Raw genomic sequence first — 15882 nt, 5'->3', positions numbered from 1 at the left:
GGGATTCCTTCTTTCTAAGTGGTTTAGGGGAAGGAGTTCGCCAGTGTAGGGGATAGTGGAACCAAATGATTCCAATTAAAGTGTAGCGTATTCAGATGATATATACAAACTATTCTGTGAAATAACAGGGTGACAGGCACCCATCCTTTTTTCATGCTACACTTAAAGTAGAGAGATGAACGTGCCCTTGCAACTGTAAGGGCTTTTTTCGATTCGGAAGGAGGACGCCGTGTGCAACGACTCAGACACTCCCTGACAGCACGATTACTAGTGACGATGAGCATAATTATATTCACCATCTGTGTATTGTTTCTCATCTTGATCAATCACTACCTCCAAGACTCGATTGTCGAAGAGATGGGCGAGAAGGCGCTCACCAGTGCCTATTTAATTGCAGATCGTCCCGACGTGCAAGCAGCTTTTTTTGAACCGAATCCTTCCGAGCGATTGCAACCGATTGCTGAAGAGATACGCAAAGATACACAAGCGACATTTGTCGTTATTGGAAATGCTCAAGGAATTCGCTACACACATCCGGACCCAGAAAAAATTGGGCAGTCCATGGTAGGTGGCGACAACGATTCCGCGCTTGTGAACGGGGAGGCAATTGTGTCCATCACGACCGGATCCCTTGGTGAATCGATACGCGGGAAAGTACCGGTGATGGTCGACGGGGAAGTGGTCGGCATCATTTCGGTCGGCTATTTGACAGAAGAAGTACAACAGTCGATCAATGCTGTATTCCAGAGCTGGCTTCAGCTGACACTCCTAGTTGCGGCTGTAGGTATCGGAGCGGCATTCCTAGTAGCCATATATGTAAAGCGCCAACTTCTTGGTATGCAACCAACCGAAATCGCAGGATTGTACTCGGCGTACCATACGATTTTAGAAGAAACGTCGGATGGGATTGTGCTCGCTTCCGAGACGCATAAAGTAGTCATTGCGAATGCGCGTGCACATGAGTTGATTCCCCAACTGAAAGAGGGCGTACTGCTTCAGCACGTTCTTCCAGAAAAACTGGTAAGAGAAGCGACCATTCGAGCTCTAGAAATCCCTCTCCAAAACCAAGACATCATCTTGTCGAAAGCCCCGTTGGAACGGGACAAGAAATTAGGATACTTGTACGTTTTACGAACAAAGCTCGAGTACGAAGCGCTGACGAACGAACTCAATCGCGTCAAACAACAGGCGCAGATGCAGCGCGCGAAGACCCATGAGTTTTCAAACAAACTGCACGTGTTGCTCGGTCTGTTGAAACATAAGCAAGTAGAACAAGCCATTTCATTTATTCGTGATGAGCAGCACGACTCAACGGCGGAACTGACGATGCTTGGCAAACAAGCGCCGGTTCTCATTCAAGCGCTTTTAGAAGGGAAGATTTCGGAAGCAAAAGAACGGGGAATCGTAGTCACAGTGGATGCTGAGAATGAGCTAGATCAGTATCCGGAACAACAAGTGGACGCCCTTGTGACAGCACTCGGGAATGTCATGCAAAATGCAATCGATGTATTGCAAAAAGTGGAGCAAACAGACAAAAAAATCCATGTTGTCATCCAGCAGTACAAGCACGAGTTGCTCATTGAAGTGCATGATAACGGACCGGGAATCGACGAGGAGACGGCCGCGCATATTTTTACACTCGGGTATACAACAAAGGATAGCTACGACCATGGATATGGTCTCGCGTTGAGTCTGCAAGCACTCCAAAAAGAGGGCGGCACCATTTTAGTAGAAGAGAGCCATCTGGGCGGTGCATGTTTCCTACTAACACTTAAAAGGACGTGAACAAATGAAGACTTGGATACTTGAAGATGATTTCCGGATTGCAGCTTTACATGCAGACTATATCCAGTCACTCAAACCGGAGGCAGACGTGCACCAATTTTTGAATGGGGCAAGCCTGCTAGATGCGCTTCGTATTGAACAGCCCCATATTTTATTCATGGACCTTTATATTCCTGACGTGGAAGGGTACACGCTCGTGCGCGATATTCGAACAAACTTTCCAGAGGTTCGAGTGGTCATGGTAACTGCTGCAAACTCCCATCGTGACGTCACGACTCTGTATTCATATGGCGTTTTCGATTACATCGTGAAACCGTTTGATGAGGAAAGACTCCAGCAGACATTCCAAAAATTCGAACGAATCGAGAAGGTGGTAGAAGGAGATTCAAGCATTACCCAAAGTGCGCTAGATACAATGTTTTTACCAACCCATCCTTCTTCTGGCGAAAAGGTATTTCCTAAAGGCATTGATGCGTTGACTTTGGAAAAAGTAATGGAGCTGTTCGATGGGGACGGGCATTCGACACTTACAGCAACAGCGGTTAGTACGCTGATTGGGACTAGTCGCTCGACAGCACGCAGATACTTGGAGCACCTTGTAGAGGCAGGAAGGTTGGAGACGAAGCTCTTGTACGGGACAGTGGGGCGCCCGGAACGCAGTTATATTCTGCGTGAAACTTATGAACAAAATTGATTTAATGTAGCTTACTGAACGAATGACCGTATTCTTCCTCCGTGTTGTGAATTGTCTTACTATTAGGACAAGCTTCAACAAGGGGGACGTCGGTATGTTAAGTATTATTGGAATTGTAACGATTCTTGTGATTGTCGGGTTATTGATCAGTGGACGTGTATCGCCACTAGTCGCAATGGTTCTTCCGCCAATCGTGGCGATGTTTATAGCAGGATTTTCATTTGATGACCTAGGCACGTTCTTCTCAGATGGTATCAGCTCAGTCATCAGTGTCGCTGTCATGTTTATTTTTGCGATTATTTTCTTTGGTATTATGCAGGACGTCGGACTATTTGAACCAGTCATCAATAAAATGGTAGCGCTATCAAGAGGGAATGTGGTGCTTGTAGCCCTTGTGACTGTAGCAGTTGCGGGAATCGCCCAACTCGACGGTTCCGGAGCTTCAACATTCTTGATTACGATTACAGCGCTGTTGCCTCTTTATGTGCGACTTGGAATGAATCCGTATTTACTACTATTACTCATTAGTGGAACCGCTGCCATTATGAATATGCTTCCGTGGGCAGGGCCACTTGGGCGTGTAGCGTCCGTATTAAGCACGGATGTCACAGAGTTATGGCATCCTTTGATCAAGATTCAGATTATCGGAATCGGATTGATGCTTTTACTTGCTGTGTTTATGGGCTTCCGGGAAAAGCGTTTAATTGCGAAACGGGAAGCAACTGGAACACCACTGAATTATGATTTGAGCAACAGCATATTGAACAATGAAGTCGATGATTCTTTAAAGCGCCCGAAATTACTTTGGGCGAATGGAATTTTAGCGGTTGGCGTCATTGGCGTATTAATGTCAGGTCTGCTTCCGGCGGGACTTGCGTTCTTGATTGGTGTAGCGATTGCTTTGCCTCTCAACTACCGCACACCAAAAGAGCAGATGGGACGTATCCAGGCACATGCCTCAAACGCATTGACGATGGCATCCATCATCATCGCAGCGGGCTTATTCCTTGGAATTTTAAATGGGACGGGGATGCTGACCGCGATTGCAGGGAATGCGGTTAATGTCTTGCCAGCGTTTATGGCGCAGTATTTACATATCATTATCGGAGTGCTCGGTGTACCGTTTGATTTGCTGTTAAGCACAGATGCTTACTACTTTGCGCTGTTCCCAGTCGTAGATCAAATTGCGTTGACGTATGGCATTGAGTCGATGTCGACAGCGTATGCGATGATTATCGGGAATATCGTGGGCACGTTTGTATCCCCACTAGCACCAGCAGTTTGGCTCGCTTTAGGTTTGTCAGGGCTTGAAATGGGCAAACATCTACGCTTCTCGTTCTTTTGGATGTGGGGACTGAGCATCACGTTGTTAGTGATTGCTGTATTGCTTGGAGTTATTCAGATATAAAAACAAAAGGTGACAGGCACCATTTGGGAGTAGCTCCCATTTGGTGCCTGTCACCTTTTTTTCTTTTTTTTTTTCTAATTCTCCCGCTTCGTCCGCGTCTTCTCAAGCATTGAGGAAATCGACGTGCTAGAAGTGCCAGCAGGAGCTGCTTCACGTCGTGCAAACACAGATTGCAAACGGCGGCGTGACGGCAAGCCGAAGCGGCGAATGGTAATGTCGAGGAAGAACAAAATCAAAGCTAGCCAGATCAGCGGGAACACAAAACTCTGTTGGTTCCAACTGCCAGACGCCAATCCGCGCATTGCGTCGCTGCCCGATTCAATGACTTGTCCGCCCGTCGTCTCTGACACGCTGGCCATCAATTCTTGATTACTTCCAAGTTTCGCATACTCTTGTGAGTACGGGATGGATACGCCTGCTTGGAATACACTTTGTTGATCATTTTGTACGGAAAAGAATACGATGCCTGGATCTGTGTCGAGTGTAACGCGGGCTTTTCCTGGTTCGATCGGTTCTGATTCTACAACCAATTCCTCGCCGCTATTTGTCGTAGCTTGCACATCAAAGAACTGCGAGTTGCCACTAGGGTCCGATAAAATATATACACCTTCTTCTTCACGTTCAACTGAAAAAGGTTCCGTTTCAATAGAAGGAAGGAGTCGATTGATTACCGTGTTCCAAAAGAGCGGCCACTTCTCATAAAGGGCAAAGTCACCGCTCCATGCTCCTCGAGAATCAGACGTATACGCAATCGTTCGACCTAAGCCGTACATCCACTCCGCAAGTACCGGATCTTCTTTTGTGCTCTCGGCCACCAGAGTCGCTTGCGGTTTCAATGTCGTTGCGATGTATGCGTTCAACTGAGGGACGCCTTTGTTAAAGACAGAATCCCAACCTGGAGCGGAGTATACTGTTGGAAAGAATGGTTCGTCTTCGATATACGTTTTCGTCGTCATCGCAGTCTCACGAGATAGAATCGACGGAATCGCAGTTTCATCGACTACATCATAGAAACGTCCGGTTCCGTATTCTGCAAGGGATTCAAGCAGCACCTTATCAGCATCTTGTCCGATAGACACTGTGGACAAGGTGATGTTGTCCTTCAAACCATCCTCAATCAGCGACTCGTAATTACTCGACGTTGACGACTGGCCATCTGTGAGGAGGATGATATGTTTGCGTTGTACACCGATTTTTTCAAGCTTGTTATACGCTGTGTTTAGGCTGGAATAGATTTCAGTTCCACCACCCGGCGTGATGCTCAGTACTTTATTAATCGTTTCATCACGGTCTTCGATGACACCGGGTTCGATGATTTCCCACGGTCGGTCGTCAAAGGCAATCAAACCAAACTGGTCTTCTGGCCGAAGCATCTCAATCGAACGGGCAGCTGCTTCTTTTGCAAGTTCCATCTTGCCACCCATCATACTTCCCGAGCGGTCTAAAACAATCATGAGCGCAAGAGAAGGTAATTGATGCTTGCCTTTCACATCCATTTCAACCGGAAGCAATTTTTCGATTGGTGTCTGGAAATAGCCTCCGAGTCCAAAACTCATCTCGCCTCCAACCATCATAAAGCCGGTCCCAAACTGTTTGACGGCTTGCTCGATGATCGCCATTTTTGCTTCACCGACGATATGGCCTGGAACGTTATCAAAAATGATGGCGTTGTAGCCGGCGTAAGAAGCCAGTTCACTTGGAAGGGAAGCCGCATCAATCGAATCGACGACAAGGCCTGCTTGATCGATGAATGTCGGCACAGGGCTATCGCCTTCAGGTGACACGATGAGTACGTGTGGTGTATCTTCGACCATCGTCAAACTGGTCAGTGCATTGTTTTGAATGACCGCGTCATTTGCACGCTGGATCGTAGCTTCGTAGACGAGTGGACCTTTTTCTTCCGTTGGGTTTGCGAACGAGAATACATTGTCACCTTCCGTGAGTGTCACGTCTTCTGAAAGAATTTGTGTGTCATTCAACTGAATGGAAAGGATTGCAGGTCCTTCTACAGCAGATTGTACGGTCACTTGGAGCGTATGCGACTCGCCTTCAAATGCAGTCGTAGGCGTTTGGAAGTCGACGATCGCTACATCTTTTTCATCCTGACCGGAAAGAAGGACCGTATCGAGTTCCACTCCACGGTCACGCAATTCTGTCTCGAACGATTTCAGCGAGCCGTTCGTCTCATTGCCATCTGTCAAAACAACTACGCGCGTCGCTACGTCCGAATCCGACAAACCAAGCGCAAGTTTTACCGCATTTTCAATGTCTGTCTGATCCCCACTTGCCATCTGTGTAATTTCAGGAACCGCATCCACCGTATTCGAAAGGACTTGATCGGTTTGGAAGCCATTCGAAAACGAATAGATTCCAACGGATTGATTTGCTTTTTTTGAGCCAATTGCTTCACGTAAAATAGTTTGTTGTGCGTCCCACTGATTTTGCATCGACGCCGACTGATCAACGAGAAATAAAATCTGCTCGTCTTGCACCGGCCACAAGAGGCGCGGGGAAGCAAGGGCGAGCAAGAGAGAGAAAACTGCAACAATACGCAGCACAAACGCCGTTTTTTCAGTGGCTGATTTTGGTGCTTTTGATTGGTTTCGTGCCCATAAAAAATAGCCGAGGGGCAACAAGCCGAGTAGAAGCCATAGGGGGTTCTCAAGTTGTAAATCCACGACGTCGTTGCACCTCCCATTCTGTAAGTAACACTAGTAGTAACAGCACAGCACCAATCGGCACGAGTGAACGATCTACTTCTGCAGTGCCTTCTGCTTCATACGTACCGATTTCATAGCTCTTCTCAAAACCGAGTTGTTTTTCTTGTTGTTCGAGCATGACTGTAAAGTGTTTGGATGCGTCCCCGTCTGTTAGCTGATAGAAGCCAGGGGCAGGCGGAGCCGTCATCGTACTGTCGGATGCCACGTCCGAAATGAATTCGCCATCTCGGTCATAGATGCTCCACTCTCCGTATTGACTTGCTAGGGTTACACGGTCGTTCGGAAAATAGCTACCTGTAGTCTCCGCATCTTCTGAGAACTGTTCCATCGCTGCCCATAAGAACAGTGGATAGGAAGGGTGGAGCGGCCAGTCCGTCTGATCGATACTGGCAAGAACGGCTAGATTGCCGTTTGCGAATTGCTGGATGAACGGTTGCTCGCCGATTGCTGCAATCGTCGTGGCTTCAGGAAACGGTTCATACACCGCTTGAACATACACGTCGGATAAATCGACGTAATTGGAAAACGGCTTTTTTTGTTCAATAACGCCTGCAGCTTCAAGTTGTTCGTTCTCACCACGCCCAACCAATAAAATAGGGTGTGCTGTATCATCAAGCAATTCTTCATTGCTTGTAATCAATAATTCTCCTTCTGGTCGAAGGGCTAGGTCATTCGTTGGAACAGTGACGACGTCCGCACCAATTGCCGTTAACGCTTTTTGGATTGTAGGGTGAATCTGATCATCGACTGCGACTTTCAACACCGGACGGTAGAGGGTTGCAGTCATCCGGTTGTCGGCTTCAAACGCATCCTCACTCGACAATACAGCTTCGTAGAACGAACCTGTTGCTGGAAGTTTAGCAGAAACGATTTGGCGTTCGTTTGCAGGCACTTCATACTCTGTTGTACCTAACGACTGTCCGTCCAAATCAAGAAATTCCAGTGTGCCAGTTGCCACTTCTTTTGTGTCGTTTTGAATCTCAACAATCGCATTTGTCTCGTCTTCTAGTTGTGAGACCCCGAACTGCTTGATGGCAATGTTGCCGAGCTCAGTTGGGCGGTTCTCAACGCGCCATGCAACATTCTCTTGATCAAACGTAATCAAGTCTCGAGGGGCAGCATCCGTCAAAACATACACGTGCGCACCAGATTTCGGAAGACCGGCTTTCACAAACTCCACCGTCTTCTTCAACTGCTCCGCTTCATACTGAAGAGGAATCGCTGTGATGGCAGCGTTCACTGCAGATGCGTTCGTACTATTCTGTACAACAAACGTGGGCGTATCCCCAGTCGTGACCACAGTGAATGTTGCGCCTTCATGTGAATCGACAAGAGCCCTCATACGCGTTTTTTGTGTTTCAAACCATGTAGTATCGCCTTCACGTGTTTCCATTGAAGCGGACGTATCTAATACAAGCCAAATGTCTTGTCCTGTAGCAGTCGTCGCCGGAGAGTAGGGCTTCATAACAAGCATTACAAATAAAAAGAGGGCGAGTAATTGCAAGAAAAGTAAAGCGTTCTTTTGGAGCTTCTCAAAATACGGAGAAGCTTTCGTTTCGTTCATGAACGATTCCCAAAACAGTGTGGAGGAAATCGTCATTGGTGTATAGCGTTTGCGGAAGAAATAATAAAGAAGGACAGCAAGAGGGAAGATAAGCGTCCAACTATTTGTCCATTGTAAAAAACTCATCTACTCACCTCATCGTATCCATTGAAAACGAACGAACTGGTGAAGAGCGGCACTTAAGAAATCCGGCTGGCTCGGCACGAAGACGAGGCTGTGGCCATAGCGGGATGCAAGGTTCTCCAGTTGTTCAAAATGGTGTTTCCGTGTTGTTTCATATCGTTTGATCATAGCGGGTGTAACGGTCACATTTAAACTTTCGGACGATTCCCGATCGACAAGCAAATAATCTCCGAAGTAATCGGGGTTCTCTTCTTGTTCGGACGAGACAATGATGAACCGAATGTCTCGTGGACGCCGTGCTAAAAGCTGACACGTTTTTTCAAATTCACTTAGTGCTTCAAGCCCGTCAGTTACAACGAACACGCTGTTTGCGTCTTTTGGAATCTGTGAAGCGATGGTGCTTAGAAATGGTTCATCGGCTTTCGTCGTCTCGAGTTCTTCAACTTTGGCTTGGAATACGTGCCGGTACATGGTCCCTTTTTTACGAAACGTATGGAGTCGCTCGGGTTGCTTGGCAGTAAACGACAATGAGTCGTCATGCGTCAGTACGAGGTAGCCGAAGAGAGCGGCTACTTGTTGCGCGTGAAGCCATTTGTCCCCGTCGTTCATAGACGGCGTCGTATCGAGCACAATATGTACACGCATCTCTTGTTCGTCTAAGAAGCGCTTGATAAATAGTTTATCCGTTCGAGCATACACGTTCCAGTCGATCTGTCGTACATCATCTCCTGGTTCGTACACACGAAAGTCAGAGAAATCAAGCGATGAGCCAAAACGTTGGGAAGCATGTGTGCCACGCCGACCGTTTGCTTGCCGCTTGCGACTGACGATGCGGTAGTTGGCAAGTTTATTCATAGTCGATGTCGTCAGTAACGGCATAGTGTTTCCTCCTTACGCTTTTGCAAGTTCTTCGATCATCAAGTCGAGTACATGGTCTGGTGTGTAGCCAAGCGCTTCCGCTTCGTAGTTTAGGCGAATGCGGTGACGGAGTACGGGTTTAACAGACTGTTTTAAATCTGCAATCGATACATGCAGGCGACCTGCTAAAAATGCCCGCGCTTTAGCGATTCGAATCAAACTCTGCAACCCACGTGGACCACTTCCGAACTGAACGAAGCGTGTAATCGGTTCGAGTGTTGAGCTCTCGGGGTGCGTGGACGTAATCAACGTGATTGCGTAGTCCATCAAATCGTCTGCCACTAACACGTGTTTCACCATCGCCTGCGCTTCACGAATTTCCTGTGCGGAAAGGACTTGTTGTAAGTCATGCGAAGTGGTACCTGTTGTACGCACCATGATTTCTTTCAGTTCCGATTTCGAAGGGTACGGTAACACGACTTTACATAAGAAACGGTCAACTTGTGCCTCTGGAAGAGGATACGTTCCTTCCATTTCAATCGGGTTTTGCGTTGCTAGAACGAAGAACGGTTCTTCCATTTTGCGTGTTTCACCGAGCACGGTTACCGTGTGTTCACCCATCGCTTCGAGTAACGCACTTTGCGTCTTCGGAGTCGCGCGGTTGATCTCATCGGCAAGCACAAGCTGATGGAAGATCGGTCCTTTTTTAAATACAAAATCGGTCTTTCCGTCTTCACTGCGCTCAATCATGCTCGTTCCTGTAATATCAGCAGGCATCAAGTCTGGTGTGAATTGAATACGAGAAAATGACAAATCACATACTTCTCCGATGGTGCGGATGAGCATCGTCTTCCCGAGACCCGGAAGTCCTTCGAGAAGTGTGTGCCCCCCCGCAACCATTGCTAGGAGGGTGTAATCGATAGCTTCATGCTGCCCGACGATAAACGTGCTGATCTCTTGTTTTGCTTGTGCAAATTTTGCACTCATCTGTTCGAAATGTTCTGGTGTATAGTTCATAATGCCTCCACTAATCTGTTGTTTGGATGGATGAAAAATAAGACTGTACATAGTTTTGCAGGTCAGAAGGGAGTTTCAGTCGGTCGACGCTGTCACGATAGAGCGGAGCATAGTCGCCAACAGCATCTTGATACGGTCGAACGGTTCCTTTAGTTACAGGCGTCTCGCCGGTCTGTTCTCCAATCGCTTGTCCCTCGCCAAGTTGACCACCATCTGTTGTGGAAGTACCCGGCGTGCCGATTCGTTTAGGTGTAGCGATAAGAGAGCGGTCACCTTGGCCTTTTCCACCTTGTGTGCCGCCTTGACCACCGCCTTGCCCCGAACCTTGGCCTTGACCTTGGCCTTGACCTTGGCCTTGTCCTTGACCTTGACCTTGACCTTGCCCTTGGCCTTGCCCTTGCCCTTGGCCTTGACCTTGGCCTTGCCCCTGTCCGTTTTGTCCTTGTTGATTTTGCTGTCCAGACTGGTTTTGCCCAGTAGCTGTTTGATTTTGACTCGTTGTTGCCAGTTGCGTCGGTGTGGAGAGCGGCTGACCGATTTTCGCCATCGCTGCCTGGGCGGACTTCATCTGTTCATTGAGTCCTTCAATCGATGCTGTCAGCTCTTCAAGTTTCTCTTTTTCTTCTGCTGTAAGCCCAGACTTGGTTGTATCATTTTCTGCAAGTTGTTGTTTCTTCACAAGTTGCGCTTTTTGTAGCTCAAGCTCTTTTTTCGTTTTCGTGACGTCTTCCCACGCTTTTTTCGCAGTATCCGCTTTCTTTAGCTCTTGCTCAAGTTCTGCCACTTTCTTTTTCACATCTGGCTTTTTCGCTTGCTGCTCTAATTTCTTAACTTCTTTCTCAAGCTCAGCAACCACTGCTTTTTCTACTTCTGCATCTTTTGCCGCAATCTGATCATCCGATGGAATCATCACGCTGACAAATCCTAATACAAGAAATACTAGTGCCAGGAGCAAGCTACGCATGGACCATTTCACACGAACGGCTTTTTTAAACCGCTCAGTCGCAGACGGAACAAGTGGTGTGACTTTGTTCTCTAAATGCTCAAGAAGTGGGGAAGGGGTCGTAGCTTGAGCTACTGTGATAAATTCATTTTCTGGGAATGCTGCATCGTATAGACGCAATGACTCAAGCTGTGTCGGCCGTTTGCGCATCAAGTACACGAAATACCCGATTCCCACCAAAAGCGCAGCCCCTACTGCAATCCACTGAAAATAAAGAAGAACAAAGAAACGCGATACCAGGAGAAGAGAGAACCATGTGATGGCAGCAGCGACCAGTGCTTGTTGCAATTGCTCGACAGCAAACACGCGAACGACGCGCTGGTGAGCCTGTCGTATCATCGGTTGCCATTTAGAGTGGGTCATACAAATCCTCCTTTAGCGCATTTTGCCCATGTTGACACGCAGTTTCTTGATTGCAATAAACAATGCAAATGCAGTCAATAAGATGTAAAAGCTAACGTATGTGATCCAGATGGGGAAGTCCACCTGTGTCATGTCTTTTAAAAATACCATGCCGTCCGGACTGACAAGTGAGAACACCATAATTCCTGGGTTAATACTTGCCCAGAAGTGAGCCATGAAAGATGGAGATGGGGCTCCCATCCCGAATCCGTAGCTTGCTTGAATTGCTAAAATCATGAAAAATGCTGTGACGCCTGCTAAGAACATCATTGAACCGTACGTCGCAATCATCGAAACAATCGTCTTTTTCGTAATCGTCGAGAACATGATTCCAAGACTACCGATTGCAAGAACCGTCAGTAGGAAAAACAAGAAAATCTGAACGAGTTGGATGGGTGAAACTCCGCCAAATAAGAAAACTAAACTATAAATTGGAAGACCAGAAATCAGCATCAACACTAAAAAAGCAAGAGAAGACGCCAGTTTCCCAAAGATGATCTGCCAAGACTTTTGAGAGGTCGTTAAAAGAATGGTCAACGTTTGTTTCTCCCGTTCCGTACTGATAGTCCCAGCTGTTAGACCAGGCGTGATGAATAAAATCAGTCCGAGCTGGATATACGTCAATACGATAAACATATAATAGCTTTCGTCTGGTCGGAAGAAGCCTGTCCCGGTAAAGTTTGTAGCAATGAAAATCATACCGAACACAAATACACTTAAGGCTAATAGATAAAACAACAAACCGACAGAGCTTTTCACACTACGAAAGCGTAATTTTAATTCTTTAATGAGTACCGGATTGTAGAGGAGTGTTTTCATACTGTCTCCACTCCTTTCGTGATTTCCATGAAGACATCTTCAAGATCTGTTTCCGTCTGTGAGAATGTGATGATCGGCAGGTCTTTTAAAATTGCTGCTTTCAACAATTCGCGTTGCTGATCATCGGTACCACGATATGAGAATGTCACAAGAGAGCGTTTCTCATCTGTTTCAATCGCTGATACAAACGGTTGTTCTTCGATAAATGCCACAAACTCTGGAAGGCTTCCGAGCAGGTGAACTGTCACAGGACGCTCGTTTTGCAATTTTTCTTGAATGTCTGCCACGCTACCGTGGGCGACTAATTGTCCTCCATCTAAGACACCGATCTCATCACACATCTCTGCAAGCTCTGGAAGAATATGCGACGAAATCAAAATCGTCTTGCCCATGCCTTTTAAATGTTTCAAAATATCGCGCATCTCGATTCGTGCACGTGGATCGAGTCCAGATGCAGGTTCGTCGAGAATTAATACGGCTGGATCATGAATCAGTGACCGTGCCAAGCAAAGGCGCTGCTTCATCCCGCGCGATAGCAAGTCCACGTACTCATAGCGTTTGTGTGATAAGTTCACGAGTTCCAAAAGTTCAGGAATTAGCTTTTCACGTTCTTCAGCAGGTATTCCGTAACTCGCACCGTAGAAGTCGAGGTACTCGTCTGCTTTTAATTGATCATACACTCCGAAAAAGTCCGGCATGTAGCCAATCTGTTTTCGTACTTCATGAGGCTGTCTACGTACAGACTTGCCATTGATGAATGCTTCCCCACTTGTCGGTTGAAGGAGAGTGGACAGGATGGAGAATGTCGTCGATTTCCCAGCTCCGTTTGCTCCCACGAAACCAAATACAACGCCTTCTCCGATCGTCAAATTCAAATCTTTTAATGCATAAAAATTACCGTATCGTTTTGTCAGTCCTTTGATTTCAATCATTGTGCTGCCTCCCCAGTCAATTCGACTTCAGGAACTTTTGTGTAATCGTTGCCTGTGCTGTCTTGTTTGTTGATGCGTAACTCAATCGTTTGTTCTTTCGAGATATAGTCCGCGATGTTTTCAGTGAAAGAAGCACGCGAATCTGTGACAGGCTCAAATTCACCAGTTTTTTGGTTTAAAATTTCGTAGGTCATGACATTTGCGACGGTATTTTTAATAGCGAGTTCTTTCCAAACAGGTGGCTCATCCGTAATATTTTGCGGAATCGTTGCGAGATAGATGAATTCACCGTTTTCCATATACCACTCATTCACCTGTCCTGGTGTGCGTTCGGAATACAATCCTTTATCGGAATACACTTCAAGTTCGAAAGAATCAAACGGGAGAGTGAATTCTCCTTTAAATAATGTAGAGGACTCAAACGGTTGAATGAGTAAGTTCGTTGCATCCAGTTCCGCACGCTCACCCTCTACCGTGATTGGCACGATTGGCTCTTTCGAAATCGCAATAACAACCGGTGTCTTTAGTGGTTGATTCATTAAATACATATCAAATGCCTGTTTGATGGCACGTTTGCGTTCTTCCGGAAGCTTTTCAGAAGTCATTCCCATAGGTGTACCACCGTAGTAACCACCTGAACCACCCATAGTCGATTTCGCAGGAAGCAAGATGCCTGCTTTATGCTGTTCATTGACTTGAAGGGTTTCACCTGCATCAAGATCACCAAGATCAATTTGTTTCGCACCTGTCCAGATCTGAACATTTGTTAGTGGGAATGGGAAAGTGTTTTCGATAGTTCCACTGATCAGTTCCGAATTGTTTTCAATGTTGACAAGGAGTTTTCCAGTCGCTTCCACAGTAGATTGTCCGATAATGCTAGATGTCGACCAATAGCCGACGTTACGCAATGTCATGGTCGGGTTTTCTGGCTCTCCTTCAATGATCGCTTTCATACGAGTATCCATTTGATTACCAGAGAAACTTTGGCCTTTCCAAGAAGACAACGTAGTCCCTTCACCAGCCACTAGTTTGTAATCGCCACTGCGGTTTGAGAGGAGTGTCTCGACAAAGTAACCGTTCATCATGCCATCTTCCTGCATTTCATAAAAACTCATTTGGTGGACTTGTGGTTTGGCCAAGCGGTCACGTGCTCCATATGCGAAAATCGCAACAGACGTTAAAATGGCAATCGAAGGTATGATCCACCACGAATATTCCCGTTTGTCTTTGCGCTTGAGCGCGAAGTAAAGAAGTGGTCCGACTAATAAAAAGTAAATAAAGATAATAAATCCAATACCGAGAACAGATACTTCAAAAGACGGGAACAATTCATTGATTGATACAGATTCGTAGCCAATAGAGTCTAAAGTCGATTGTCCACCGTAATAAATTTGAGAGCCCGTGTCGATTACTTTTGCATCTTTGATCAATACAGAAAGCAGTTCGTCATAACCCTTTTCTGCAGAGAGCGGTTGATCCCCAAGTGAAAACGCAGTTTGCATGATTGTTCCGCTTCCTACTTTTTTCATTGCGGTTACAGGCGTGTTGTTTAAGCTCCAAACACTTGTCGCACCTTCTGCTAATGTGCTTTGTTGTACGGTAATTGCGTTTGGAAGGTCTGAAGTTTTAGCATAGTCTTGTGCTTGCTCAGGTGTGATGGTCATCGTTTCATTCGTTGCTTTTAAAGGCAAATAGTCAGCAAGCATACCAAATTCTGCGTCACCTTTAGAAGTAGCCCCTGCAAGCACTGTTCCACCAGCGTGTAGCCAGTCGACTAATGCTTGTTGCTGAGCGTCTGGCCAGTCTGCGATAGAAGATTCATCGACCACCACAATACTTGCCATATCCCAGTCTTGCTTTGTAGCAGGTAAAACACCATTTTTTAAATGATTCAATGAAATGACTTCAGGACGAAGACCTTGATTGAATTTTATAGTACGAAGTGCCGTCAGACGATCCGTCGACTCCGTCAATGTGAAGATAAATAGCGAGTCTCCCATGAAGAAGCTAGGGCGAACGGCTTTGTCGCCTTTATAGGTGACTTCTTTTCCTTTTTCCCAGCCGCCTTCATATAAATAGAACATTTGCATGCTCGTACCTGAGTACATATAGTCCTCCGAAAGGGCCGATAAGCGGAGTGTAAGGGTTTTGGTCTCACCGGCAGCGAGTGTTAAAGGTAATGCGCGAGCAGAGCCGACTTCATAGGACTCCGGCGCATCAATCACGATATCACCAGAGAAGTCATCTCCATTATTTTGAAGTGTGAGCGTTATAGGCACGCCACTTCCATAGAGCACCTTATTGTCGTAACCCGCGGTCGCTTTAATTGTAATGTCTGATTTCGCAAAAGCCGCGGTCGGAATAAGGAGCACTGTAAACACAAGGACTGTGAATAGCCCAAGTGTACCTAGTACTTTTTTCATCAATTGTTCCCCCTAAATTTTCTAATTATTTCTATCTAATTAATGGTAACGTATTAGGAGATGTTTTGTTTCACTAATTTTCAAAATATTTTTCTGGTTAAAGTCGTAGGGTGGTCAAGTCGTGGCGCTGAGCA

Annotated in this window: 11 protein-coding genes; 3 read left to right on the top strand and 8 right to left on the bottom strand. The window is 46.4% G+C overall.

The features are described from left to right. Nucleotides 1-231: 231 nt before the first annotated feature. The 3 genes from ACF3OH_RS10450 to ACF3OH_RS10440 all read left to right on the top strand — a co-directional run bounded on the left by ACF3OH_RS10450 (nucleotide 232) and on the right by ACF3OH_RS10440 (nucleotide 3887). Nucleotides 232-1785, top strand: coding sequence for an ATP-binding protein (locus ACF3OH_RS10450; protein ID WP_392454544.1), 1554 nt, complete (start codon nucleotides 232-234; stop codon nucleotides 1783-1785). A 4-nt stretch (nucleotides 1786-1789) separates the two neighbouring features. After that, nucleotides 1790-2479, top strand: a complete 690-nt coding sequence (locus tag ACF3OH_RS10445) for a response regulator (RefSeq protein WP_392454543.1) — start codon at nucleotides 1790-1792, stop codon at nucleotides 2477-2479. A 94-nt stretch (nucleotides 2480-2573) separates the two neighbouring features. Continuing rightward, nucleotides 2574-3887, top strand: coding sequence for a CitMHS family transporter (locus ACF3OH_RS10440; protein WP_392454542.1), 1314 nt, complete (start codon nucleotides 2574-2576; stop codon nucleotides 3885-3887). A 74-nt stretch (nucleotides 3888-3961) separates the two neighbouring features. On the opposite strand, the gene ACF3OH_RS10435 is transcribed toward ACF3OH_RS10440, so the two are convergent. The 8 genes from ACF3OH_RS10435 to ACF3OH_RS10400 are packed head-to-tail and all read right to left on the bottom strand — an operon-like array spanning nucleotide 3962 to nucleotide 15748. Then, nucleotides 3962-6565 (bottom strand): VWA domain-containing protein, encoded by a 2604-nt coding sequence (locus ACF3OH_RS10435; protein ID WP_392454540.1) that lies wholly within the window; start codon nucleotides 6563-6565, stop codon nucleotides 3962-3964. Then, on the bottom strand, nucleotides 6549-8297 hold the full coding sequence (locus ACF3OH_RS10430; RefSeq protein ID WP_392454538.1) for a BatA and WFA domain-containing protein: 1749 nt from the start codon (nucleotides 8295-8297) through the stop codon (nucleotides 6549-6551). The genes ACF3OH_RS10435 and ACF3OH_RS10430 overlap by 17 nt, the downstream gene beginning before the upstream one ends. A 9-nt stretch (nucleotides 8298-8306) precedes the next feature. Continuing rightward, nucleotides 8307-9173 (bottom strand): DUF58 domain-containing protein, encoded by an 867-nt coding sequence (locus tag ACF3OH_RS10425; RefSeq protein WP_392454537.1) that lies wholly within the window; start codon nucleotides 9171-9173, stop codon nucleotides 8307-8309. Nucleotides 9174-9185: 12 nt separating this feature from the next. After that, the gene (locus tag ACF3OH_RS10420) at nucleotides 9186-10169 is read right to left on the bottom strand and encodes an AAA family ATPase (RefSeq protein WP_392454535.1); all 984 of its coding nucleotides are present in this window, start codon (nucleotides 10167-10169) and stop codon (nucleotides 9186-9188) included. A 10-nt stretch (nucleotides 10170-10179) separates the two neighbouring features. Further along, the gene (locus tag ACF3OH_RS10415) at nucleotides 10180-11535 is read right to left on the bottom strand and encodes a hypothetical protein (protein ID WP_392454533.1); all 1356 of its coding nucleotides are present in this window, start codon (nucleotides 11533-11535) and stop codon (nucleotides 10180-10182) included. 12 nt (nucleotides 11536-11547) lie between these two features. After that, nucleotides 11548-12393 carry an ABC transporter permease gene (locus tag ACF3OH_RS10410; protein WP_392454531.1) on the bottom strand — a complete coding sequence of 282 codons (846 nt, stop codon included), beginning with the start codon at nucleotides 12391-12393 and terminating at the stop codon, nucleotides 11548-11550. After that, entirely contained in the window at nucleotides 12390-13325 is a 936-nt protein-coding gene (locus tag ACF3OH_RS10405; protein ID WP_392454529.1) for an ATP-binding cassette domain-containing protein, read from the bottom strand. The genes ACF3OH_RS10410 and ACF3OH_RS10405 overlap by 4 nt, the downstream gene beginning before the upstream one ends. Beyond that, nucleotides 13322-15748: a hypothetical protein gene (locus ACF3OH_RS10400; protein ID WP_392454527.1), complete on the bottom strand. Its 2427-nt coding sequence runs from the start codon at nucleotides 15746-15748 to the stop codon at nucleotides 13322-13324. Before ACF3OH_RS10400 ends, ACF3OH_RS10405 begins: the two co-directional genes overlap by 4 nt. Nucleotides 15749-15882 lie beyond the last annotated feature (134 nt).

It is taken from the genome of Chryseomicrobium aureum (genome assembly GCF_043182735.1).
Lineage (GTDB): Bacteria > Bacillota > Bacilli > Bacillales_A > Planococcaceae > Chryseomicrobium > Chryseomicrobium aureum.
The sequence above is the reverse complement of the archived record's forward strand: the minus strand, read 5'-3'. Positions and strand labels throughout refer to the sequence as shown.

Coding starts and splice junctions, on each gene's coding strand:
- ACF3OH_RS10420 (WP_392454535.1), bottom strand. CDS start 10,169: ATGAACTATACACCAGAACATTTCGAACAGATGAGTGCAAAATTTGCA.
- ACF3OH_RS10440 (WP_392454542.1), top strand. CDS start 2,574: ATGTTAAGTATTATTGGAATTGTAACGATTCTTGTGATTGTCGGGTTA.
- ACF3OH_RS10415 (WP_392454533.1), bottom strand. CDS start 11,535: ATGACCCACTCTAAATGGCAACCGATGATACGACAGGCTCACCAGCGC.
- ACF3OH_RS10405 (WP_392454529.1), bottom strand. CDS start 13,325: ATGATTGAAATCAAAGGACTGACAAAACGATACGGTAATTTTTATGCA.
- ACF3OH_RS10410 (WP_392454531.1), bottom strand. CDS start 12,393: ATGAAAACACTCCTCTACAATCCGGTACTCATTAAAGAATTAAAATTA.
- ACF3OH_RS10445 (WP_392454543.1), top strand. CDS start 1,790: ATGAAGACTTGGATACTTGAAGATGATTTCCGGATTGCAGCTTTACAT.
- ACF3OH_RS10400 (WP_392454527.1), bottom strand. CDS start 15,748: ATGAAAAAAGTACTAGGTACACTTGGGCTATTCACAGTCCTTGTGTTT.
- ACF3OH_RS10430 (WP_392454538.1), bottom strand. CDS start 8,297: ATGAGTTTTTTACAATGGACAAATAGTTGGACGCTTATCTTCCCTCTT.
- ACF3OH_RS10425 (WP_392454537.1), bottom strand. CDS start 9,173: ATGCCGTTACTGACGACATCGACTATGAATAAACTTGCCAACTACCGC.